This is a genomic window from Paenibacillus typhae, from assembly GCF_900099765.1.
GTDB lineage: Bacteria > Bacillota > Bacilli > Paenibacillales > Paenibacillaceae > Paenibacillus_AQ > Paenibacillus_AQ typhae.
The window spans coordinates 96,004-118,270 of the sequence record NZ_FNDX01000007.1 but is presented as its reverse complement, the minus strand read 5'-3'; the positions used below and the strand labels follow the sequence as shown (position 1 = coordinate 118,270).

Genomic DNA, 22,267 nt, shown 5'->3' with positions numbered 1-22,267 from the left:
TGCCTGCATGGGAGGTGCTGACCAAACTAAGTGGATTTTCGCAGCTTAATTCTTAAACATTTGCCTTGTTAGAGATTTTAGGTGGAAAAACGCCACTTAATTTTGCAGAATTAGCTCCCGAAGGCGGTTTTCTCGTGGATTAGATGGCGTTTTTCCACTTAGGTATCAGAAATTTTGGAAAATGATAGAATTAAGTGACTAAAATCCAACTAGTTTACCGGCCAGCCCCCAGAAACGATGCGCTGGCTACAAAACTGCCTTAATCGCCGTATACCCGTATGCCGGAAGCTTAACAGACAGCGTGCCGCGTTCAGCGCACAGGGAGTCACCGGTGAACAGGTTCTCCCAGCTGCGCTCCTCGACGCTCAGCCGGAAGGTCTGGGCAGTTTCTTCCGTATTCATCAGAACGATGATGATTTCATCGCCCAGGCTGCGTTCGAAGGCAATCTTGCTTCCGCTGCGGCCGGCTTCAAGGAATTTGAAGGACCCGCTGCGCAGGGCCGGATGGCTGGTGCGGATTGAGATCAGCTGCTTATAAAAGCTGAACAGGTCATGATCCTGCTTGGCAGGGTCCCATTCCATGCATTTGCGGCAGCCCGGATCGTTGTCGCCATCAAGGCCGACCTCATCGCCGTAATAGATGCAAGGCGTACCCATGAAGGTGAACTGGAACAGCGCAGCCAGCTTGAACTTTTTCTTGTCGCCGCCGGCCAGGGTCAGGAGGCGTGCGGTATCATGGCTGTCCAGCAGATTGAAGGCAACCTCGCTGGCCTGCAGCGGGTAACGCGACAGCTGCTTGCCGATCGCATTGGCAAAGGCTTCAGCGTCAAGTGTGCCGTTGATGAAGAAGTCGAGCACAGCATCCGTGAACGGATAGTTCATGACGGCATCAAATTTGTCCCCCTCCAGCCAAGGAGCGGATTCATGCCAGATTTCACCGAGAATGTAGGCTTCCGGGTTAGCGGCTTTGACAACCTTGCGGAATTCACGCCAGAAGCCGTGATCTACTTCATTCGCCACATCCAGACGCCAGCCGTCGATGCCGACCTCTTTGATCCAATACTCTGCCACTTTAAGCAGATATTCCTTGACCTCAGGATTCTCCGTATTGAGCTTAGGCATGTGCGGTTCGAACGAGAAGGCATCATAGTTCGGAATATTGTCCACGACCTGAAGCGGGAATTCGCGGACATGGAACCAGTCCTTATAACGAGAGTTCTCTCCGTGCTCCAGCACGTCTACGAACGGGGCGAAGGTTCTGCCCGAATGGTTGAATACGGCGTCCAGCAGCACGCGGATTCCGCGTTCGTGGCAGGCGCTGACCAGCTTTTTGAGCGTTTCGACATCGCCGAAATGCGGATCGACCTTCATATAGTCTTCGGTATCGTATTTGTGGTTGGTCGTTCCGGCAAATATTGGTGTGAAATAAATACCCGTAATCCCCAGCTCTGTCAGATGATCGAGATGATCGATAACCCCTTGCAGGTCTCCGCCGAAGAAATTTTCGGGGGTAGGCGTTCCGCCCCACGGCTGCACATTCTCCGGATTCAGGGCGGGGTCGCCGTTGGCAAAGCGTTCAGGGAATATCTGGTAAAATATAGCGTCTTTAACCCATGCTGGCGGGGTGAAAACATCTCCGCGGTTTATGTAGGGAAATTCGAACAGCCGGTTGGGATTGGCCGGACGCTCCGTCTGAAAATCGCTTTCTGTCATCCAGATGCGTTCATGTCCCTTTTGCAGCAGAAATCCGTATTTCAGGCGGCGGTACAGGGGAACGGATTCACATTCCCAGTAATCAAACATGGCATCACTGGTGAACAGCTTCATTGGAATCAGTTCTTTCGTAGTGTCCCATGCATATTTATCCCCGGCCCAGGCGAATACTTCAGTAAGGTCACCTTTTTTGGCACGCAGACGGAGATGGATGGTTTCAAAGTCATAGGCGTATGACCAGTTTAACCGCGGGCGGTGATATACAGCTTCAAGTAACATGATAATTCCTCCTAAAAGTTTTGTGAGCTGTGCTTCCAGAGATCCTTCGTACAAAACTGGCTTCGAAAGCATGGGCTTAGTTTTGTGAGCTGCGCTTCAGAGAGATCCTTCAGACTAAAACCGGATAAATAGGTGAAGAAACAGGCGTTATGCCTGTATGGCACCGTCATTTGCGCCACAGTTGCACACATTAGTTGCGAATTTGCCCATAGCAAAAAGGCACAACTCCAGCCTAAGCTTGTCCGAGGTTGTCCCTGATAAGTAACATTGCCTTTTGGTTGTTGTAAGAACAAGGGCGCATGCTTCTTCTGCCGCCGGCAGGGCTGGCTGCTCATAATGGTTTGGATTATAGCATGGAATAAATGACCGTACAATACTATTGTTCAAACCATTGCACTATTTTTCACGAGCGGCACAAGGTTTCTGTACTCAAAATAAGAAAAAGTATACCTTTATCTCAGTGTTTTATTGCAGGAGTGACTGATTTTGGTCAAACTCAACGTTATGAAAGGTGTATTTGGGAGTAAATAAGAGGAATCCTGTGAACTGCGAAGATAATTGTTCGTTGACACGTGTTAAATGGGTTATATGGTCAAATATACACTGTGCAAACGTTTTAACAATTAACATTACTGTTGTATTATGAATTTATGAATGAAGCGCTTTCTAGAACTTGTTGAAGCGTATTCAGAAGGATGGTTGACAGACACACACATTTTTTTTGAATCTTCTGAAATCGTTTGCGCATGTTCTGCAGCATCATCTCAAGCACAAAAGGCGATATACAAATCGGGAGGGGTTAAAGTAATGAAGTTGAAAAAACTCATGGTTATCACCGCAGCAGTCTCAATGGCAGCGTCCATTACAGCATGCGGCTCCGGCAACAACAATAACGGGGGAAACGCAGCAGCAACGAATGCGCCGGCAGATACCACGGCCACTAACGCACCTGCTACAAACAGCAGCGAGGCTGTAACTGACGAGGTATTACCTGAAGAAGGCGCATCGCTGGTTGTATGGGAAAGTAAAGAAGAGAGAGTATTCGCTGAAGAGATCGCCAAGCAATTTACCGAGAAATACAATGTCCCGGTTAAGATTGAAGAGATTCCGCCGCCAGACCAGGTGGGCAAGCTGACTCAGGACGGACCTTCCGGACTGGCTGCAGACGTTATCCTGATTCCGCATGATAACCTTGGTAAAGCTGCAAGCGCGAGCCTGCTGCTGCCAAATGATATTTTTGCCGAGCAGACCAAAGCTGAAAATACCGAAGCTTCCATCGTAGGCTCTTCCTATGACGGTGAACTGTACGGATACCCTAGAGCGGCTGAAACTTATGCCCTCTACTACAATAAGACACTGTTGCCTGAAGCACCGAAATCCTTTGATGACGTTCTGGCCTTCAGCAAAACCTTCACAAACAAAGACCAGAATAAATATGGCATCATGTGGGAAGTCGGCAACATGTACTATGGCTATACCTTCATTGCAACTACCGGCGGCTACCTGTTCGGTAAAGACGGCACTGACAAGGATGACATCGGCCTGAACAACGAAGGTGCTATCGAAGGTCTGACTGCATTCGCCAAGATCAAAGAAGCACTGCCGGTCAAGAGCGGTGATATCAGCGCCGACATCAAGCGTGCCCTGTTCACCAGCGGCGACGTAGCGATGGACATCACAGGTCCTTGGGAACTCGCAGCGTACAAAGAAGCACTTGGCGATAACCTTGGTGTTGCTCCGGTTCCGACTATTAACGGCAAACAGGCGATTACTTTCTCCGGTATCAAAATTTTCGGGGTTAACGCTTATACGCAATATCCGAACGCAGCCAAGCTCTATGCACACTTTGCTTCCAGTAAAGATGCACAGCTGACCCTGAACAAGATGGTCGGTTCCATTCCTACCAACAACGAAGCACTGGCAGATCCGCAGATCACAGGCGACCCTTATTTATCCGCCTTTGCTGAGCAGGCCAAGAGCTCGCAGCCAATGCCGTCCATCCCTGAAATGGGTAATGTATGGGCTCCTGTAAACGCAGCGCTTCCGGAAATTTGGGATAACAACGCTGATCCAAAAACAGCAATGGACAAAGCCGTACAGCAGATTAAAGATCTTAACAACGGTGCCCAGTAATACCCTGAATTCGTAACAGTGAACAACCAATAGCAAACTGTGGAATGAATCGCCCGCCGAAACTTCACCGGCGGGCAGTTTCCTGAATTCCGCGCGGAGAGGAGAACGGAAGGGAAATGCAGCGACACCGTACGAGAGCCGCAATACTGTCGACCATATTTATGGGATTGGGACAAATATACAACCGCCAATTCATCAAGGGTCTTATCTTCTTAGTAATAGAGGCGTTAGGCCTAATCTATTTTATCAATAATCTTGGAAGAGCTATTTGGGGCATTACCACACTGGGAGATACTCCAAACCGTCTTGAAAAAGTAAATGGAATTGCCAAAATGGTCGCAGGTGACCACTCCATCTTCATTATGATTGAGAGTCTGATTACTCTCCTGTTTTTCATCATTATTCTGTTTGCCTGGTTTATAAACATTAGAGATGCTTATAAGATCGGAGCGGCACGTGATGCCGGTCTTGAGTCCAATACATTCAAGCAAACGGTCAGATATATTCTGGATTATAAGTTTGCCCAGACGTTTCTGATTCTGCCCAGCGTAGGCATATTGTTCTTTACGATTATGCCGATTATCTTTATGATCATGCTGGCGTTCACCAACTTTGCTGCACCGGATCATATTCCGCCTGCCAAGCTGGTTGACTGGGTCGGTTTTGAAACCTTCCGCAATCTGCTGTTCCTGAAAACATGGAGCGAAACCTTCTATGGCGTATTAACATGGACGATCATCTGGGCGGTGCTCTCGACGGTTACTACATACTTCGGCGGCGTGCTTGTGGCGCTGCTGGTTAACCAGAAGGGGATACGCTTCAAAGGCTTTTGGAGAATTATTCTGATTGTACCGTATGCCGTTCCGCAGATGATCTCGCTCCTGCTTATGCGCAACCTGTTCAACGGGCAGTTCGGTCCGATCAACCAGTATCTGGGATATTTCGGACTTGGCGGGCTGCCGTGGCTGACTGACCCGTTCTGGGCAAAAGTGACGGTCATCCTCGTTAACATGTGGGTAGGGATACCAGTTTCAATGCTGCTGGTTATGGGTGTGCTGACTACCATTCCGCGTGATATGTATGAAGCTGCTGAAGTAGACGGTGCAACAAACTATCAGAAATTCCGGATCATTACCCTACCGATGATTCTGTTCTCAACCGCACCTACACTGATCATGCAGTTTGCGGGCAATATCAATAACTTTAACGCCATTTACCTGCTGACAGGCGGTGCCCCGGTTAACGGTAACTACCAATATGCCGGCTCAACCGACTTGCTGGTTACCTGGCTCTATAAATTAACGGCTGACCAGAACAAAAATAATATGGCTTCCGCAATCGGGATTATCATCTTTATCATTGTGGCCGGATTCTCCCTGTACAATTACCGCCGGACCAAGTCATTTAAAGAGGAGGATATGATCCAATGATCGGACGCAAATTCGCGAATATCGTACGCCTGGCTGCAAGCTATATCATTCTGATTGTTATGGCGGTTGTAGCGTTGTATCCGGCTCTGTGGATTCTTCTGGCCTCTTTCCGGCCCGGTAAATCCCTGTACAGCAAGACGCTGATCCCTGAGCAGTTCACTCTTTCTCATTACAAAGAGCTGTTTACTTCAGATGTTTACATGTTTGGTACCTGGTACACCAATACACTGAAGATTGCCGTATTTTCCATGCTGATTGGTGTTCTGCTGACGCTGCTAACAAGCTACGCTCTGTCAAGATTCCGGTTCAAAAGCCGCAAGACCACGATGTCAACACTGCTGATTCTCGGGATGTTCCCGGGTTTCATGAGTATGATTGCCATCTACCTGCTGCTGAAGCAATTCGATCTGCTTGATACGCATCTGGCTCTGATTATTGTGTATGCGGCGGGAGCGCCGCTGGGCGGAACGCTGATTGCCAAGGGCTTCCTGGATACCATACCGCGTTCGCTGGATGAAGCGGCACGTATTGACGGTGCGAGCAATTTCGGGATCTTTATCCGGATTATCCTGCCGTTATCCCGTCCGATGATCACTTATATGGCGCTGACCCAGTTTGTCGGCCCGTGGGTGGACTTCATCTTCGCCAAGCTTGTTCTGCGGACCAAGGAGAACTGGACCGTTGCTGTAGGTATGTGGGATATGGTCAACAGCCAGCAGAATTCGAACTTTACACTGTTCGCTGCGGGCGCTGTAATGATCTCCGTTCCGATTATGATCCTGTTCGGCTTCCTGCAACGGCTGCTGGTTGACGGTCTGACCGCCGGTGCCAGCAAAGGATAAATTCAGCAATTTAGAGCATTCCATGAAAACAGGGTACACCTTTATGCGGTTTAGTAAGGGGGTACCCTGTTTATTTCTGTTATGAGGAGAGGGAGCTCGATGAAACGGCCGCGAAATGTGCAATTGAAATCGGTAGGCGTAAAATTGTTTGTTATTCTCTTCGGTACCATTGTCCTGCTGTCTTCGATGCTTGGACTTACCTCTTATTATGCAGCCAAAGGCATTATTACGGATGAAGTAGCAGCAGCCTCCTCGCAGTCCATTGTTCAGGCAGCGGACAAGCTGGATTTTTTGTTTGCAGAATATGAAGCACTCTCAAGACAGTTTGCAGTTGATTCTACGCTGAAGGCCGATATGGAGCTTGTTAATGATCCGGCGGCCGGAACGGTAGCCAAAGTAGCAGCCGAGGACCGCATACGCCGCAAGCTTGATTCGGTAAAAGGCTCAGACGACCGGCTGATCGCCATACGGCTTGTATCCAGAAGCCTGGTGGATGCGCAGTCCTACAAATCGGCCGGAGTAAGTGCTGTTCGTGACGGTGAGGATATTCAATCAAGAATCAAAAAGATTGACGAAGGTAAGGGTCAGCCCGTCTGGTTCCCGGTACTGGATAAAGGGTTCTTCGGAATGTATAGCGAGTCATCCATGACGATGGGCCGCCTGCTGCGCAATATCCAGAACCCGGCTGCCGAATATTATATGCTCATTGAGATTAAGGGAAGCGCCTTGACGGATGTGCTGTCCAACCTTCATATCGGCCAGTCCGGAGAAATCCGTATACTGGACCCGCAGGGCAGCATTGTTTATGGAAGAGACAATGCGCTGCTTGGACAGGCCTCATACATACAGGCTGCCGCTGAACCACAGGACGGGCAGGAACAATCCTTTACAGCCAAAGATGAGCAGGGCAAGTCCCAGCTTGTAGTCTTCCAGCCGCTGGCTACCGGAGGATGGACCCTTCTCGGCTATGCCCCGGTCAGCGATTTCACCAAATCCGCTGATAAGCTGCTCTATATTACCTTGGCTGTAGTGCTGGCAGCAGCTCTGATTGCACTGCTGATCGGTTATATCCTTGTTCGCCTGATCGGCCGCCCGCTCGGCAAGCTGGCCAGGCTGATGGAAGAAGGGGAGCGGGGCAACCTGCAGGTCCGGACGAATTTCAAAGGCCAGGATGAGATTGGGCGTCTGGGCCACAGCTTCAATAAGATGATGGAACAGATCTCCCTTCTGGCCGGCCAGAGCAGCAGATCGGCAGCAGAAGTGCTGGCAACCTCGGAGCAGCTGGTGAGAGCATCCGGCGCAACCTCCAACCATGCAAAAGAGGTTGCGGAAGCAACCGGGGAAATTGCGCAGGGGGCAGCCAGCCTGGCAGCTGAAGCTGAAGCCAACAACCGGAATGTGGAGCTGATGGGCGCCAAGATGCAGGAGGTAGCCGGAATAAATTCCATTATGGACAGTACGGCTGAGCGGGTATTGACGGTCAGTGACCAGGGAGCCGGGCTGATGCGGACGCTGGTCAAGCAGAGTGAATCCACGGTCCAGATGATGAATCTGATTCAGGAGAACTCTGCTATGCTGCAGGAGAGCACCCATCTGATCCGCAGTATCCTGAGCCCGATGATAGCCGTCAACAAGCAGACGAATATTCTTGCGCTGAACGCTTCAATTGAAGCGGTCCGAGCAGGGGCGGCAGGTAAAGGGTTTATTGTCATTGCCGATGAGATCAGGGGCCTGGCGAATCAGTCCAATCAATCCATCCAGTCGGTCTCCAGAATAACAGAAGAGATCAGCCGTCATATTGAAAATACAGTAAAGGTCGTAAGCGAGGCAGGCCCGCTGTTCCGGGAGCAGATTACATCCGTTCGGGAATCTTCTATTATATTTGAGAGTGTCCGGACGGAAATGGAAGCATTCTTAGAACTGATCGGCCAATCCTCTGCCTCCGTCGCCGAGCTGGGCAGATTCCAGCGCCAATTCGGTGAGTCGATGGCCAGCGTAACTTCAGTTGTGCAGCAGACCAGCGCATCCACAGAGGAGGTGGCTTCGATGTCGTCGCAGCAATTTATCGTCAGCGAGGAGCTGGTTGCCCTTTCGGCGAAGCTGGAGGAACTGGCAGAGAATCTGAAGCAGTCACTGGTTTCTTTTGAAGGCTGACTATAGTAGAGCCGAGATCCGCTCCACCAGCTGCAGATAAACCTTGCAGCTAAAATACAACAAGCCTTTGTCGCCGTTACTGTTACGGAGACAGAGGCTTGTTTGCTGACTAAGGGTTATTGTATTGTACAAAGTACAGCTTAGTTTAGCGGTATATCCGCAAGGACCGGCTGCAAAGATGGAAAGGAGTGAACAGCATGAATGAGCTTAGCGGGAGTCTGTTTCAGCAGTCTCTGCTGGAGAAGGAGTACAGCCCGTATTTTTTTGCTTACTATTATAAGCAGTGGGATCAATATACAATGCCATTTCATCAGCATAATTCAACTGAAATAATGTATGTTATTTCGGGAAGCTGCGCGGTCGATGTCCGGAGTGCTGCAGGTCATGAGGAGCGGTTCAGATTGAAGCGCAGTGAGCTGATTATGCTTGACGCCAACGTCCCGCACCGGCTGATCGTTGAACCGGGCAGCGCCTGCCGGATGCTGAATGTCGAGTTTGGCTTTGTCGAGCACAAGGGAGTTGCACCGTCACTCAGCAGGCTGGCCCGGGAGGAAGGAGAACTGGCCGATTTTTTGCGAAAACCGTTCATCAGCCTTGTGCTGTCTGATCCGGAGGAAGTCTTTCATGTGCTGAAAGCGCTGGTGCTGGAACTGGACCAGTATGGCAAGGAGGGAGGCAGCCTCGTTCAGCTGCTGTTTGCTGAGCTGCTGCTCCGGCTCTCCAGGCTGCACCGCGAACGGCTGATAGCCAGCCAGCAACCCTCCCAGCTCTATGTACGGCGGGCCATTGAATTCCTGCACCAGAATTATGACCGCAGCATTCAGGTCAAGGAGGTCGCGGCGGCCGTCAATGTACATCCCGGTTATCTGCACCGCATTTTCAAGGCGCAGACAGGTAAGACACTGACGGATTATCTCAACCTGCTGCGGATGGAGAAGGCCAAAATGCTGCTTGGACAGAGTGAAATTCCGGTGGCCGAAATTGCCGATTATGTCGGAATCAGCAGCAGGCAGTATTTTCATCTGCTGTTCAAAAAGTATGCCGGCGTCACTCCGGTTGAATACCGTAACTCCATCGAACGTTATTCCTGGAGTGATATCAGCTCGTTTACAGATGAAAGGTGAGAATTGTTGACAGTCTAAAAGTAAACTGGTCATGATATTGGTTACGCTTCCGTTAGTCTCCTTGCTACAATGGACAGGTAGAATAACCTTTAACGGAGGATGATAACGATGTCTTTTAAAGTGACCTTTATCGGGGCAGGCAGTATCGGATTTACCCGCGGACTGCTGCGCGACCTGCTTACTGTAGCGGAATTCCGCAATATTGAAGTATCATTTACGGATATTAACGAACACAATCTGCAAATGGTGACCGAGCTATGCCAGCGGGATATCACAGAGAACGGCCTGTCGATCCGGATCAAGCCCACCACTGACCGCAGAGAGGCGCTGAAGGATGCCAAGTACGTATTTTGTACAATCCGTATGGGCGGACTTGAGGCTTTTGCCACCGATGTGGATATTCCGCTGAAGTATGGTGTTGACCAATGTGTGGGCGATACGCTGTGTGCCGGCGGCATTATGTACGGGCAGCGCGGAATTGCCGAAATGCTGGAGATCTGCCGTGACATCCGTGAAGTGGCTTCGCCGGATGTGCTGCTGCTCAATTACTCCAACCCGATGGCCATGCTGACCTGGGCCTGCAACAAATACGGCGGCGTCCGGACGATTGGCCTGTGCCACGGTGTACAGCACGGACATCACCAGATTGCCGAGGTCTACGGGCTGGAGAAATCAGATGTGGACATTATCTGTGCCGGCATCAATCACCAGACCTGGTATATCTCGGCGAAGCATAAGGGCAAGGATCTGACAGCAGGCCTGCTGGAAGCATTCGAGAGTCATCCGGAATACAGCCGGACAGAGAAGGTGCGGATTGATATGCTGCGCCGGTTCGGTTACTACAGCACGGAATCCAACGGCCACTTAAGCGAATATGTCCCATGGTACCGCAAACGCAGCGGCGAAATCATGGACTGGATTGATCTCGGCAGCTGGATTAACGGCGAAACAGGAGGTTATCTGCGGGTATGCACGGAAGGGCGTAACTGGTTCGAGACGGATTTTCCGAACTGGATGAAGGACCCTGCACTTGCGTATACACCGGAGAACCGGGGGGAGGAGCACGGCTCCTATATTATTGAAGGGCTTGAGACAGGCCGGGTCTACCGGGGCCACTTCAATGTTGTGAACAATGGCGTAATCGCCAATCTGCCTGCAGATGCTATTATCGAAGCTCCGGGGTATGTGGACCATAACGGCATCTCGATGCCGCTGGTCGGGGATCTGCCGCTTGGTCCGGCTGCGGTCTGCAATGTCAGCATATCGGTACAGCGTCTGGCGGTTGAAGCAGCGGTGCACGGGGATGATCAGCTGCTGCGCCAGGCGTTCATGATGGACCCGCTGGTCGGGGCAGTCTGCAATCCCAAGGAAATCTGGCAGATGGTCGATGAGATGCTAGTTGCCGGGGAGCAGTGGCTGCCGCAGTACAAGACGGCGATTGCCGCAGCGAAGGAACGCCTGGCTTCAGGCAACCTGATCCCTACCCGTACAGACAACGAAGGAGCAGCACGCCTGAAAGTGAAAACAGTAGAGGAAATGCAGCAGGACCGCGATGCCGCCAATAAAAATGCCGGTGAATCCGACAAGGGCAAGGACCGCGAGAAGGTGCATTAAATCAAATAGAAGGCCGGGAGCAGGGGGAAAGTCTGCTTTCGGCCTTTTTTACATGAGAGAATTGAAGTCTTACTCCCGGATCAGCTGGTCACTTTGCAGTCTGGAAATCTTTTTGCGGATAGATCTGCCCATCGAAATAAAGAATAAGGACAGAACGATGAGCAGCAGGCCCATGACAAAGTTGATTCTGTTAAGGGCAGTGGGGTTGTTCACGAACATCAAAGCGATATTGAAAAAGCCGATAATCAGCTCCATCACCGCTAGCGACATCCACAGGCTGTGAATCCGTTTATAATGTTTGATTTTGGAGTCAATATCGGAATATATGGTGAAGGCGCCTTCGGATGCTTTTCTCCGGAAGATAACCCAGCGCAGGTTGCTGTAGTTTAATGTGCCCCATAACCATTTCCCCGTAGGTACAAGCTCTGCCCCTGTCTCTTTCATAAACTGCAGGTATTCGGCAGCCTCCGGCGCCTTCGGATCTTCCTTCAGCATTTCGATGCGGTAAATATACTCTCCCTTGCCGCTTTCCTCGAAGGTGTACCTTGCCCAGGAGTATTCGCTAAGCGCGAGCCCATTGGCAGCCATCTCGTTCAGCCATTCCTCTTCCTTTTCAAAATCACTGAAAAATCTGCGTTTTACGAGACTCATTCCGGGTCCCCTCCTATAAGCTTTCTGCCGTTCGCCAGCAGTTCGTCAAGTCTGGCCATTTCAGTCCGGACAGCAGTCCGGCCGTCCTCCGTGATTCGGTACTCCTTCTTGCGGGAATCCTGCTCCCCCTGAAGCAGCTCGATCCAGCCACGCTCCACCAATGTGCTCAGCGCCCCGTATAATGTGCCTGCGCCCAGCTCAACCCGCTCATTGCTCAGGAGCTTCACGTTCTGCATGATGCCATAGCCGTGCATCGGGGTGAGCAAAGATAAAAGTATATAATATACGCCTTCTGTTAAAGCCCCGTAATCTTTATTGTCCGGCACTCCGGATCACCTCTTTCCTGATATACCGTCAAACGTTATATCGTCAACCGATATAAATACTGTATCGTCTGCCGATATAGATGTCAACAGGCAATAGCACAGCAAAAAAACCTCATCCCTGGAGGGAAGAGGTTTCAGGTATGCCTAAGCTTACTTTACCGGGCTTCTTTTACCAAAAAAGGTCTTGAGCGCCTGGTACACTTCTTTCTTATCCTTGATGACATAATGCATGAACTGCTCCTGCTTCAGATGGCGGTAGGCGGACATCAGTGTGCTGCTGCGGTTATACTGGTTCACTTCGCCGTAACCGAACATGTTGCTGCGCTTCAGCAGCTCGCCGATCAGCTTGACGCAGCGCTCATTATCGGAGGTCAGGTTATCCCCGTCAGAGAAGTGAAAAGGATAGATGTTATATTTGGCCGGCGGGTACCGGCTGTCGATAATCTCAATCGCCTTCTGGTAGGCCGACGAACAGATTGTACCGCCGCTCTCGCCCCGGGTGAAGAAATCATGCTCACTGACTTCCTTGGCTTCGGTATGATGAGCCAGGAAGACAATATCGACCTTCTCGTACTGGCGGCGCAGGAAGCGGGTCATCCAGAAGAAAAAGCTGCGGGCGCAGTACTTCTCGAAGGTGCCCATCGAGCCCGAAGTGTCCATCATTGCAATAATAACGGCATTGGAGTGAGGGACCGTGACATCATCCCACGTTTTATAGCGCAGGTCATCGGGGCTGATGCTGTGGATGCCCGGCCGGCCGCTGCTGGCATTGCGCCGCAGATTCTCCAGCAGGGTGCGCTTCTTGTCGATGTTCGACATCATGCCCTTCTTGCGGATATCGTTGAACACAATCGACTTGACCTCAATTTCTTCCTTATCCTTAGGGGCAAGATGCGGAAGCTCGAGATCCTGAAACAGAATGTCCTCCAGATCCTCCAGATTGACCTCCGCTTCAATGGTGTCCTGGCCCGGCTGATCCCCGGCCTTGTCACCCTTGCCCGGCTGGGGGGACTGGGAGTCACGGCCGAGGACATCCCCCACCTGGCTGTCTCCGTCCCCCTGGCCGACATGTTTCTGCTTGCGGAAGTTATAGATAATCCGGTATTCATCCAGACTGCGGATCGGCACCTTTACAATCTGCTTGCCGTCAGACATGATAATGTTCTCTTCGGTAACGAGGTCGGGCAGATTATCCTTGATGGCTTCCCTTACCTTCTGCTGGTGACGCTCCTGATCCTGGTGGCCCTTACGGTGAAGGGACCAGTCTTCTTTTGAGACAACAAATGCATACGGCTCCGGTGATTGCGGCAGGATGACCACCTCCCATGAAATATAAATCAGTCCCTTCACAAGCCTTAGTTCCGCTGAAAGGGTTGTAACTAAAGTATATTCATGGGGATGGGGGATATGTGAACTGTCTTTATTCACTGATCTCCTCAATGATAAGACGGTAGCTGTTGGATATGGCTTCGCCTGAATAGCGGCGGTCCTCAATGGTATACACATACAGCGCGGTCGAATTGCCCTGAAGCGTATTGCCCATATAATCGATATTGATTTTGACCCTATAGGTCAGATGAACCGTCTGCCCCGGCTCAAGGACTCCCAGCTGCACAGTGCCGCTATAGGAATTGCCCGGTACCGTGACCGAGCTGACAGTGACAATATCCGGATCAATGACCGTGCCCTGCGGCACAATCCGGATCACTGTTACTTCAGCAGGATAATTGCCGCTGTTGGTTACATGAATGCTGAATTCGGCAATGCTTCCGTGCTCGACAACCGGCGGATCACCGCTCATTTGAATCGAAATGATCGGCGCATAAAGCAATGTAGTGACTGCATTGGACCGGGAATTCTGTCTGACGCTCCTCCCGTCCGGAAGCGTGTAGGTATACGTGGCATTTCCCTGGTTCCGGATGGCCGGCAGCTCCCGGATATCGGTGGCAGCAGGTACAGCTGCGAGAAATGCTACATGAACGGCTGCTCCCGGTCTTACCGTACCGAGCAGAACGCCATCCCCAGGCCGCACTCCCGGACGGGGAACTCCGTTTACCTGTATACTGTCCCAGATAAACAGGGTGCCAGCGGGTATGGTATCGGTTAGCACGGCTTCCACTGCAAGATTGCCGCTGTTCCGGACCGTAAATTCATAGCGGAGATTGTCGCCCGGAGTTGCGCTATGCCGGTCTACCTTCAGGCTCACATGGATTCCTGCCTGCACAATTGTAACCGTTACTGTGTTGCTCACCGCTTGTTCCTCAACATCATTCACGATATAAGAGAGCGTTGCGGGGGTAACAAGGACAGAGCCGGGCGGCACTGCACTGACCCGTACCCGGAAGGAAATCTCCGCCGCGGCTCCAACGCCGAGTGTACCCAGCGGTATTCCGGCAGCCGGGTCCGCCTCGGGAGAGTATACTCCACCTGCAACTACGCTTCCGGGAATAAACACCGCTCCCTCCGGGACTGGAATGACTGCGGTAATACCACCAAGTGACAGTGTCCCCTCGTTTCTCAGCAGCAGGGTATACGTAAACACATCCCCCACGAAGGTGGTCGTGGTGCTTGCAGTAAGCAGGACGGAGAGCTGGTAGGATAGCAGCGGTACCGCAACAATATTGGAGCGGATCTCCCCCTGCACCATTCTGCCGCCCGGGGTGGAGAAGGAATATGTGCCGGTTGCGGCATTCTGCAGCTCAAGGGAAGGCGGAAGCGAAACCACGATAACCTGAAAAGCGACCGTAACCTGGCTTTGCGGTGCAACCTTATCAAGCGGAATTCCGCCCTCTGGAGATACGCCGGGCAGCGGGACGCCGTCTCTTATGACACTGTTGGCAATAAATGATACTCCAGCGGGCAGGGCGTCCAGAACGGTAACCAGAGCAGGGAGATTGCCGCTGTTCCTCGCCGTGATAGTATAAACCAGTGTTTCCCCAAGGGAAACACTGGTTTTGTCTGCACTTTTGACCAGTGAGAGAACAGGACCAACAACCTGTGTATTGACGGTATTGGAGAAGGTGATCCCGTCATTCCCTGCTGCTGAGCTGAACAGCACCATGGATTGATTCGTCACGACGGGCTGCAGATTCGGGCCTGGTGTCATACCTCAATTACCTGTACCTGGAAGGTAACGGTCACTGAAGCGCCTGCGGCAATCGTACCGATTACAATACCGGCTGCAGGGTTGGCATTTGGACGTTGAACACCGTCGACGGCCACGCTGCCTATTACAAACTGGCTGCCGGCCGGAATCGGGTCAACCAGCACGACATTATTTACGGCGACAATGCCGTTGTTGGTTACCACAATGGTGTAGGTGATAAGGTCACCGACTACCGCATCAATTGCCGGAGTACTCTTAACTGCTGTAACATCCGGAGAAGAGACCGGAATGACGAGCACGTTGGAGAGCGAGGAACCGGAGAGCAGACGTCCGTCCGGCGGAGTAAAGGTGAAGCTGGCGGCTGCCTGGTTGACGAGCTGCTGCGGTGACGGCAGGGAGGCAACTGTTACCTGTAGAGTTACAGTTACAGTAACGGTAGCTCCGGGTGCAACTGTACCCAGCGGAATTCCCGAGGTAGGGTCAATTCCCGGCTGCGGTACGCCGTTGATCAGGACACTGTTCGGCACAAGTGCAGCTCCCGGCGGAATGGCGTCGGTTACGGTAACATCAGCCGGCAGGTTGCCTGTGTTGCTCACATTCAGGAAGTAAGTGACTGTATCGCCGACAGTTGCGTTAGCTGTATCTGCACTCTTAACGACATTGATGAACGGCTGGAACACCGGTGTGATCAGGTTATTGGAATAGGAAGCACCGGAGAAAGCACCGGAGGTGAAGCTTACCGAAGCCTGGTTGTTCAGAACAGTGCTGGCAGGCAGGGCATTTACCAGAATGTTAAAGGTAACGGTGGCCGTTGCTCCCGGTGCAATGGTGCCGATGGCAACACCATTGGCCGGATTGGCTCCCGGCACCGGAGTGCCGTCTACGACTACGCTGCCGGTAATAAAGGAAGCGCCTGCCGGTATCGGGTCACTAAGCACAACGTTGTTGATCGGCGCGATCCCGTTATTGGTGACAGCGACCGTGTAAGGGACGGTGTCGCCGATGACGGCATCAATGACGCTGGTGCTTTTGACAACGGCAACGTTGGGAGATGATACTGAAATCAGATTAATGTTTGAAGAAGCGGTCTGGTTAAAGGTACGGCCGTCAGGCAGCGTATAAGCTAGAGAAATAACAGCCTGGTTGCTGAGCTGCTGGCTCGGCGGCAGCGTATCAATCAGCACGGAGAAGGTGACGGTCAGCGCTGCTCCGGCAGCAATGGTTCCGAGCGGAACGCCTGTGGCCGGATCGCTGCCCGGCACCGGCAGGCCATTGATCAGCACACTATTGGCAACAAGTACAGTGCCGGCAGGTATCGTATCCGTCAGGGTGCCCGTTGCCGGGTAATTCCCTGAATTATTGACGGTAACCGTATAGGTGATGGTATCACCGACCGTTGCATTGGTGACGTTGGAGGATTTGACGGCAGCGACGATCGGCTGATAGACCGGTGTAGTGACGATATTGGAGAAGGCGACATTGGCAATCGCTCCGGAAGTGAAGCTGACGGAGGACTGGTTGTTCAGCACTCCCCCCGCCGGAAGCGAGGTGACGTTGACCGTGAAGGCGACCGTGACCGAAGCGCCTGGAGCAATGCTGCCGATGGTAACCCCGGTAGCCGGTGAGGCACCCGGACGCGGTACTCCGTCCACCAGCACACTGCCTGCTGCAAAGGTCGTGCCTGCCGGAAGCGCGTCAGTAAAGACGACATTGTTAACCGCAGCGATGCCGTTATTGGTCAGCACCACTGTATAAGTAATAGAATCGCCGACTGTGGTAGCAGTAGTAGTTGTGCTCTTGACCACGCCAAGATTCGGATTGGATACCGGAATGGTGAAGGTATTCGACAGGGCCGACCCGCTGAGTGTCCGCCCGTCCGGCAGGGTAAAGGTGTAGGACGCTGTCCCCTGATTGACAAGAAGCTGCGGCGACGGCAGTGAGGTGATAACAACCGAGAACTGCACCTGTACGCTTCCGGCCGCAGGAACGGTTCCGGCGGCGATGCCGGTGGAAGGATCGGCCTGCGGCAGCGGCAGGCCGTTCACCAGCACGCTGTTAGGAACAAAGGTTGTGCCGGCCGGGATATTATCGGTCACGGTCAGAACAGCCGGATAGTTGCCTGTGTTGCTTACAGTCAGGGAGTAGGTCACCGTATCGCCGACTGTAGCATTGGTGGTACTGGCACCCTTGACGATAGCGATATTCGGCTGAAAGACGGGTACGGCCACAGGATTGGAAAACGTCGAGCCCGAGAACACCCCTGATGTGTAGGTTACAGTTGCCTGATTATCAATGGAAGCATCAGCCGGTACGGAAGTCACCAGTACATTGTAGGTCACTGTTGATGAGGCGCCGGCCGCCAGTGTGCCGATGGACACGCCTGTTGCCGGATTGGCATTCGGGAAAGGCACTCCGTTAACAGCCACGCTTCCGACAACAAAAACAGTGCCGTCCGGCGTCGGGTCATTAAGCTGCACACTGTTGACCGGATCGATCCCGTTATTAGTAATGGTTACTGTATAAGGAATAGTGTCCCCGAGTGCGGCAGCGGTGAAGGTTGTGCTTTTTACGACTGCGAGGTTAGGTGCAGTTACAGCAATGGTTACTGTATTGGATGCTGCCGTACCGGTCAGCAGGCGCCCGTCAGGCGGTGTGAAGGTGAAGGTGGAGCTGGCCTGGTTAACTAGCTGCTGCGGGGTTGGCAGGGAGACGATAAAGACCGTGAAGCTGACCGTTACACTGGTACCGGGAGCGACGGTGCCGACCGCGATCCCGGTATCCGGTGCGGAGCCCGGCTGCGGGAAGCCGCCGACAATGACGCTGTTCGGGTCAAAGGTAGTCCCTGCAGGGATATTGTCGGTCAGGGTCACGTTTGCTGCCAGATTACCGGTATTACTGACGACGATGGTATATATAATTGTATCGCCGACTGTTGCATTTAGGTCGTTTGCGCTTTTTACTAGTGAGATCTGCGGCTGTATGACCGGGGTAGTGGTCACATTGGAGCTGGATGAACCGGAAAAGACCCCGGAGGTAAAGCTGACGGTTGACTGGTTATTAATCTGTGAAGGAATCGGCATTGTAATCCTCACCTCGAATGTTACGGCAACTGATGCCCCTGGGGCCAGACTGCCGATTGGAATGCCGGTGGACGGAACTGATAGCGGCTGGGAGACGCCGCCCACAATTACGGTTCCGGGGATGAAGGCTGCATTCTCAGGCAGGGGATCGCTGAGAATGATGTTATTGACGGCGGCGATACTTGTGTTGGTCAGCACGGAGGTGAAGGTCAGGATGTCGCCTGTAACGGCATCAATGGCATTGACGCTTTTAACGACATTGATATTTGGTGCAGAGACAGGAACGGCGAGTGTGTTCGATGCGGTATTTCCTCCAAGCTGCCGCCCGTCCGGCAGGGTGAAGGTATACGAGGCTGCTGCGGTATTCAGCAGCTGCTGGTTCGGAGGCAGAGCTGTAACGGTGACCAGGAAGCTCACCGTAACGCTGTCGCCGGGGGCGAGCGGACCTACCGGCACTCCGCTCACCAGATTATAGCCTGGCAGCGGTGTACCGCCGACGATGACGCTGTTAGGCTCGAAGGTCACCTGAGGCGGAAGGCTGTCTGTCAGGTTCAGGGTAGCAGCGATATTTCCGGTGTTACTGGCCAGAATGGAGAAAGACAGGGTGCTGCCTACCGAAGCCTGAACGGCATTGGCGCTTTTGATAAGGCTGATTACCGGTATAAAGACCGGTGTATTGACCGTATTTGACAACGCGGTACCGCTGAATGAGCCGGCGGTAAAGGACGCGCTGGCCCGGTTGCCCAGCTGTCCGGACGGCGGCACAGAGGTTGCGTTGACCTGAAACGTGACAACCACGGTTGCACCTGCAGCGATGGTGCCCAGGTTTATGCCGGCACCGGGATTGGCAGAGGGTGCAGCGGCGCCGTTAATGGTTGTGCTGCCGGCCACAAAAGCGCCTCCGGCCGGAATCGGATCGGAGAGGACAACATTGTTAACCGCCACGCCGCTGGGATTGGAGACTGACACGGTATAGGTGATGTATTCTCCGACAGCAATGGCATTCAGGCTGGCGCTTTTCAGCAGATTAATGTTAGGTGCGGATACCGGAATGCTGACCGTATTGGATACGCTTGTGCCGGCAAGTGAACGGCCGCTGGGCAGCTGGTAGGTATAACTGCTGCTGCCCTGATCGGTTAGCACCGCCGGTGAAGGCAGCGACTGTACTGACGTCAGAAAGGTCACCGTTACAACCGCTCCCGGTGCTACAGATCCGAGCGGAATACCGGTGAGCGGGGAATCCGACGGACGGACGACGTTGTTCACAATGACACTGCCGGGTACAAAAGCCGATCCTGCCGGAATGTTATCACTCAGTGTGACGACTGCAGCAATATTACCCGAATTTTGCACCTGCAGCGTGTACAGGACATTCCCGCCGACGGTTGCGCTGGACGGGCTGGCGCTTTTGACTATCCCGATGACGGGCTGGAAGACCGGGGTCGTTACAATATTGGACTGCGTAATGGCGGTGAATGCCCCTGAGCTGTATGAGGCCGATGAGCGGTTTGAAAGCTGGGAGCCTGCAGGGACTGAAGTGACAGTAACCTGAAAAGTGACAGTGACGCTGGTGCCGGGGGGAATAGCTCCGATGCTGATCCCTGATGCCGGATCCGCTGCGGGCCGGGCTGAACCGGCGACAACAACACTGCCCGGGACAAAGGTGCTGCCGGCGGGTATCTGATCGGACAGGACGACACTGGTGACGGCAGCAATGCCGTTATTACTGATGACTGAGGTGTAGAGCAGAGTATCCCCTACAGCAACATCGGGCAGACTTGCGCTTTTGGCTACTGCCACGTTAGGCAGGGTTACAGGTATGGTCAGAGTATTTGAAGCGGCTGAACCGGACACCGTACGGCCGTCGGGCACCACGAAGGTATAGGCAGCGGTTGCCTGGTCCACGAGCCGGGGCGGTGACGGGAGGCTGTTAACGACAACCCGGAACTGCACAGTTGAGCTTCCTCCGGCGGCAATGGTGCCGATCGGAATACCGGCGGCCGGATTTCCGGCCACCGGTGTACCGTTTACGGTGAAGCTGCCCGGTACATAAGTGCTGCCCGCCGGAATGTTGTCGGTCAGTGTTGTGGCTGCTCCGATATTTCCGGTATTGTTAATTTGAATGGTATAGGTAATCTGATCGCCAACGGTTGCATTGGTGGTGTTGGCGCTTTTGACAAGCCCCAGCACAGGAGAGTATACCGGCAGAGAATTTGTATTGGACGGGATGACACCGGATACAACAGGACCGCCGGCCACGCTTTGAAACGTAAAGGCTGCATTGACGGTATTCGGAACAAACTGCGGGCTGGGCAGTGAAGTGACCCTTGCCTGGTATGTAACGGTCACAGAGGTGCCAAGGGCAAGTGAGCCTAAGGGAATACCTGCTGTTACATCGAAGGTAGGCCTCGAAACCCCGGCGACGACAACGCTACCGGCGACAAAGGTCAGACCGGCCGGCAAAGTATCCGATAGCACAACACTGGCGGCGCTGGCTGTACCGGTATTGCTGACGGTTACGGTGTATGTTACAGTATCGCCGACAATGGTTCCGGTTACGTTGGCGCTTTTGGTAAGACTGATCTTCGGTGCGTTGATATCAATCTGCAGGGCATTTCCGTTTACCACATAGGCATCACCGGAAGTCGTCAGTGTAAGCAGTGCGGAGGACTGGTTATTAATCAGCCTGGCTGACACATCAACATTCGTAATATCCCAGCCCTGACGGCCGCCGACAATGTTGCTGCCCGGGCTGCCGTTGGTCTGGTTGCGGTTGCCGAACGTTCCGGTGGTATTCAGCGCTCCGGCATCATTGTTAATCTGTGAGGCAAAAAAGTTGTTGGCAAAGTTATTGGGGCCGGACAGCGCAACCTGTGTAGCAGAAGTAGGACCGAATAATGCCTGATCACCGGAACGGTTGGCATCGCCTTCCTGTGCACTGAACAAAATGCGTCCGCCGAGCGCACCGGTTACAGGAGTGGCAAAGCCTGTAATGGTGGTGACCACAGGTGCTGAAGTCGATTGGACCAGTACAGCACCGGCGCGCAGCGACATATTGCGGAAAGGCAGCGACGGGTTCTGGTAGATGACGCCAAGGGTCCAGCCGGCATGGTTGGCTGTAGAATCACCGGAGATCACAATGGTGCCGACTACACCGGCTACGGTATAGGTTCCGGCTCCGCCGGCCTGAATGACGCTGGTTACATTATTTGAACGCACGTAGGCAGAGGCGCCGCCGCCCAGTTCAACCGTGTTGCTGGTGGCTGAATCCGGAGAGACACTGACCGTGTTGCCGGCAGGCGTTGTCAGCGAAACCGGATTATTAATGGCCGCGCTAAGATTGACGGACCCGTTAATATAGGAGCCGCCCCAGATCAGTTCTGCATACAGCACCGTACTTCCGGCGGGAATCGTCAAAATGGCGGAAGAGCTGTTATTCTGATACAGGCTGGTAGTTCCGGCAGGGTAAGTGCCGAAGGCAGAGGCCGTATTGATTGTAGTGAAGGCGCCTATACTGTCCTGTGTGCCTGGCACGCCAGCTGTATCCGAACGGCTTAACCCGAGTGTATTTCCTGTAAATGTAATAGCACCGGTTGCATTGATCGTAGACCGAACGACTAGAGGAATCTTTTTCACCTCCTTCATTGAATACTGCTGATAAACTGCAACGAAAAAAAAAGCAGACCGTCACCTGCAGAGACGATGTGCCATCTTTCTTGTGATATATTAGCCTATGAGGGAGAATGAGGTTACTTGTTTGTCCCTAGCAAAATTTTTAGTGAAACTCAGGATGGCTTCCATTCCGTGCGGCGGCT

General features: G+C 52.8%; 12 protein-coding genes. 6 read left to right on the top strand and 6 right to left on the bottom strand.

Going from position 1 to position 22,267, the window contains the following annotated elements; genetic code table 11:
- Positions 1 to 246: 246 nt before the first annotated feature.
- Positions 247 to 1,992, bottom strand: a complete 1,746-nt coding sequence (locus tag BLR64_RS08740) for an alpha-glycosidase (RefSeq protein WP_090713748.1) — start codon at positions 1,990 to 1,992, stop codon at positions 247 to 249.
- A gap of 807 nt (positions 1,993 to 2,799) precedes the next feature.
- Here BLR64_RS08740 and BLR64_RS08735 point away from each other — a divergent pair.
- The 6 genes from BLR64_RS08735 (at position 2,800) to melA (ending at position 11,289) form a co-directional block, all read left to right on the top strand.
- On the top strand, positions 2,800 to 4,125 hold the full coding sequence (locus BLR64_RS08735) for a sugar ABC transporter substrate-binding protein (RefSeq protein WP_090713747.1): 1,326 nt from the start codon (positions 2,800 to 2,802) through the stop codon (positions 4,123 to 4,125).
- A gap of 116 nt (positions 4,126 to 4,241) precedes the next feature.
- The gene (locus BLR64_RS08730) at positions 4,242 to 5,555 is read left to right on the top strand and encodes a sugar ABC transporter permease (protein ID WP_090713746.1); all 1,314 of its coding nucleotides are present in this window, start codon (positions 4,242 to 4,244) and stop codon (positions 5,553 to 5,555) included.
- Positions 5,552 to 6,397 carry a sugar ABC transporter permease gene (locus tag BLR64_RS08725; protein ID WP_198536436.1) on the top strand — a complete coding sequence of 282 codons (846 nt, stop codon included), beginning with the start codon at positions 5,552 to 5,554 and terminating at the stop codon, positions 6,395 to 6,397. Before BLR64_RS08730 ends, BLR64_RS08725 begins: the two co-directional genes overlap by 4 nt.
- A gap of 99 nt (positions 6,398 to 6,496) precedes the next feature.
- A complete protein-coding gene (locus tag BLR64_RS08720) occupies positions 6,497 to 8,551 on the top strand; it encodes a methyl-accepting chemotaxis protein (protein WP_090713745.1) in 2,055 nt (684 codons plus the stop codon).
- Between the two features lie 197 nt (positions 8,552 to 8,748).
- On the top strand, positions 8,749 to 9,675 hold the full coding sequence (locus BLR64_RS08715) for an AraC family transcriptional regulator (RefSeq protein ID WP_090713744.1): 927 nt from the start codon (positions 8,749 to 8,751) through the stop codon (positions 9,673 to 9,675).
- A 108-nt stretch (positions 9,676 to 9,783) separates the two neighbouring features.
- Positions 9,784 to 11,289, top strand: a complete 1,506-nt coding sequence (gene melA / locus BLR64_RS08710; RefSeq protein ID WP_090713743.1) for an alpha-glucosidase/alpha-galactosidase — start codon at positions 9,784 to 9,786, stop codon at positions 11,287 to 11,289.
- 69 nt (positions 11,290 to 11,358) lie between these two features.
- On the opposite strand, the gene BLR64_RS08705 is transcribed toward melA, so the two are convergent.
- From BLR64_RS08705 to BLR64_RS08685, 5 genes are all read right to left on the bottom strand, one after another.
- Positions 11,359 to 11,940, bottom strand: coding sequence for a DUF2812 domain-containing protein (locus BLR64_RS08705; RefSeq protein WP_090713742.1), 582 nt, complete (start codon positions 11,938 to 11,940; stop codon positions 11,359 to 11,361).
- Positions 11,937 to 12,266: a PadR family transcriptional regulator gene (locus BLR64_RS08700; protein WP_090713741.1), complete on the bottom strand. Its 330-nt coding sequence runs from the start codon at positions 12,264 to 12,266 to the stop codon at positions 11,937 to 11,939. Before BLR64_RS08700 ends, BLR64_RS08705 begins: the two co-directional genes overlap by 4 nt.
- A gap of 150 nt (positions 12,267 to 12,416) precedes the next feature.
- The gene (gene yhbH, locus BLR64_RS08695; protein ID WP_090713838.1) at positions 12,417 to 13,577 is read right to left on the bottom strand and encodes a sporulation protein YhbH; all 1,161 of its coding nucleotides are present in this window, start codon (positions 13,575 to 13,577) and stop codon (positions 12,417 to 12,419) included.
- Between the two features lie 109 nt (positions 13,578 to 13,686).
- Positions 13,687 to 15,372, bottom strand: coding sequence for a COG1361 family protein (locus tag BLR64_RS08690; protein ID WP_090713740.1), 1,686 nt, complete (start codon positions 15,370 to 15,372; stop codon positions 13,687 to 13,689).
- Positions 15,369 to 22,097 (bottom strand): DUF7507 domain-containing protein, encoded by a 6,729-nt coding sequence (locus BLR64_RS08685; protein ID WP_244157645.1) that lies wholly within the window; start codon positions 22,095 to 22,097, stop codon positions 15,369 to 15,371. Before BLR64_RS08685 ends, BLR64_RS08690 begins: the two co-directional genes overlap by 4 nt.
- Positions 22,098 to 22,267: the final 170 nt, after the last annotated feature.

Excerpts from the sequence above, each read along its gene's own strand:
- BLR64_RS08725 (WP_198536436.1), top strand. The coding sequence starts at position 5,552 with ATGATCGGACGCAAATTCGCGAATATCGTACGCCTGGCTGCAAGCTAT.
- melA (WP_090713743.1), top strand. The coding sequence starts at position 9,784 with ATGTCTTTTAAAGTGACCTTTATCGGGGCAGGCAGTATCGGATTTACC.
- BLR64_RS08730 (WP_090713746.1), top strand. The coding sequence starts at position 4,242 with ATGCAGCGACACCGTACGAGAGCCGCAATACTGTCGACCATATTTATG.
- BLR64_RS08690 (WP_090713740.1), bottom strand. The coding sequence starts at position 15,372 with ATGACACCAGGCCCGAATCTGCAGCCCGTCGTGACGAATCAATCCATG.
- BLR64_RS08735 (WP_090713747.1), top strand. The coding sequence starts at position 2,800 with ATGAAGTTGAAAAAACTCATGGTTATCACCGCAGCAGTCTCAATGGCA.
- BLR64_RS08685 (WP_244157645.1), bottom strand. The coding sequence starts at position 22,097 with ATGAAGGAGGTGAAAAAGATTCCTCTAGTCGTTCGGTCTACGATCAAT.
- BLR64_RS08720 (WP_090713745.1), top strand. The coding sequence starts at position 6,497 with ATGAAACGGCCGCGAAATGTGCAATTGAAATCGGTAGGCGTAAAATTG.
- BLR64_RS08705 (WP_090713742.1), bottom strand. The coding sequence starts at position 11,940 with ATGAGTCTCGTAAAACGCAGATTTTTCAGTGATTTTGAAAAGGAAGAG.
- BLR64_RS08715 (WP_090713744.1), top strand. The coding sequence starts at position 8,749 with ATGAATGAGCTTAGCGGGAGTCTGTTTCAGCAGTCTCTGCTGGAGAAG.
- BLR64_RS08740 (WP_090713748.1), bottom strand. The coding sequence starts at position 1,992 with ATGTTACTTGAAGCTGTATATCACCGCCCGCGGTTAAACTGGTCATAC.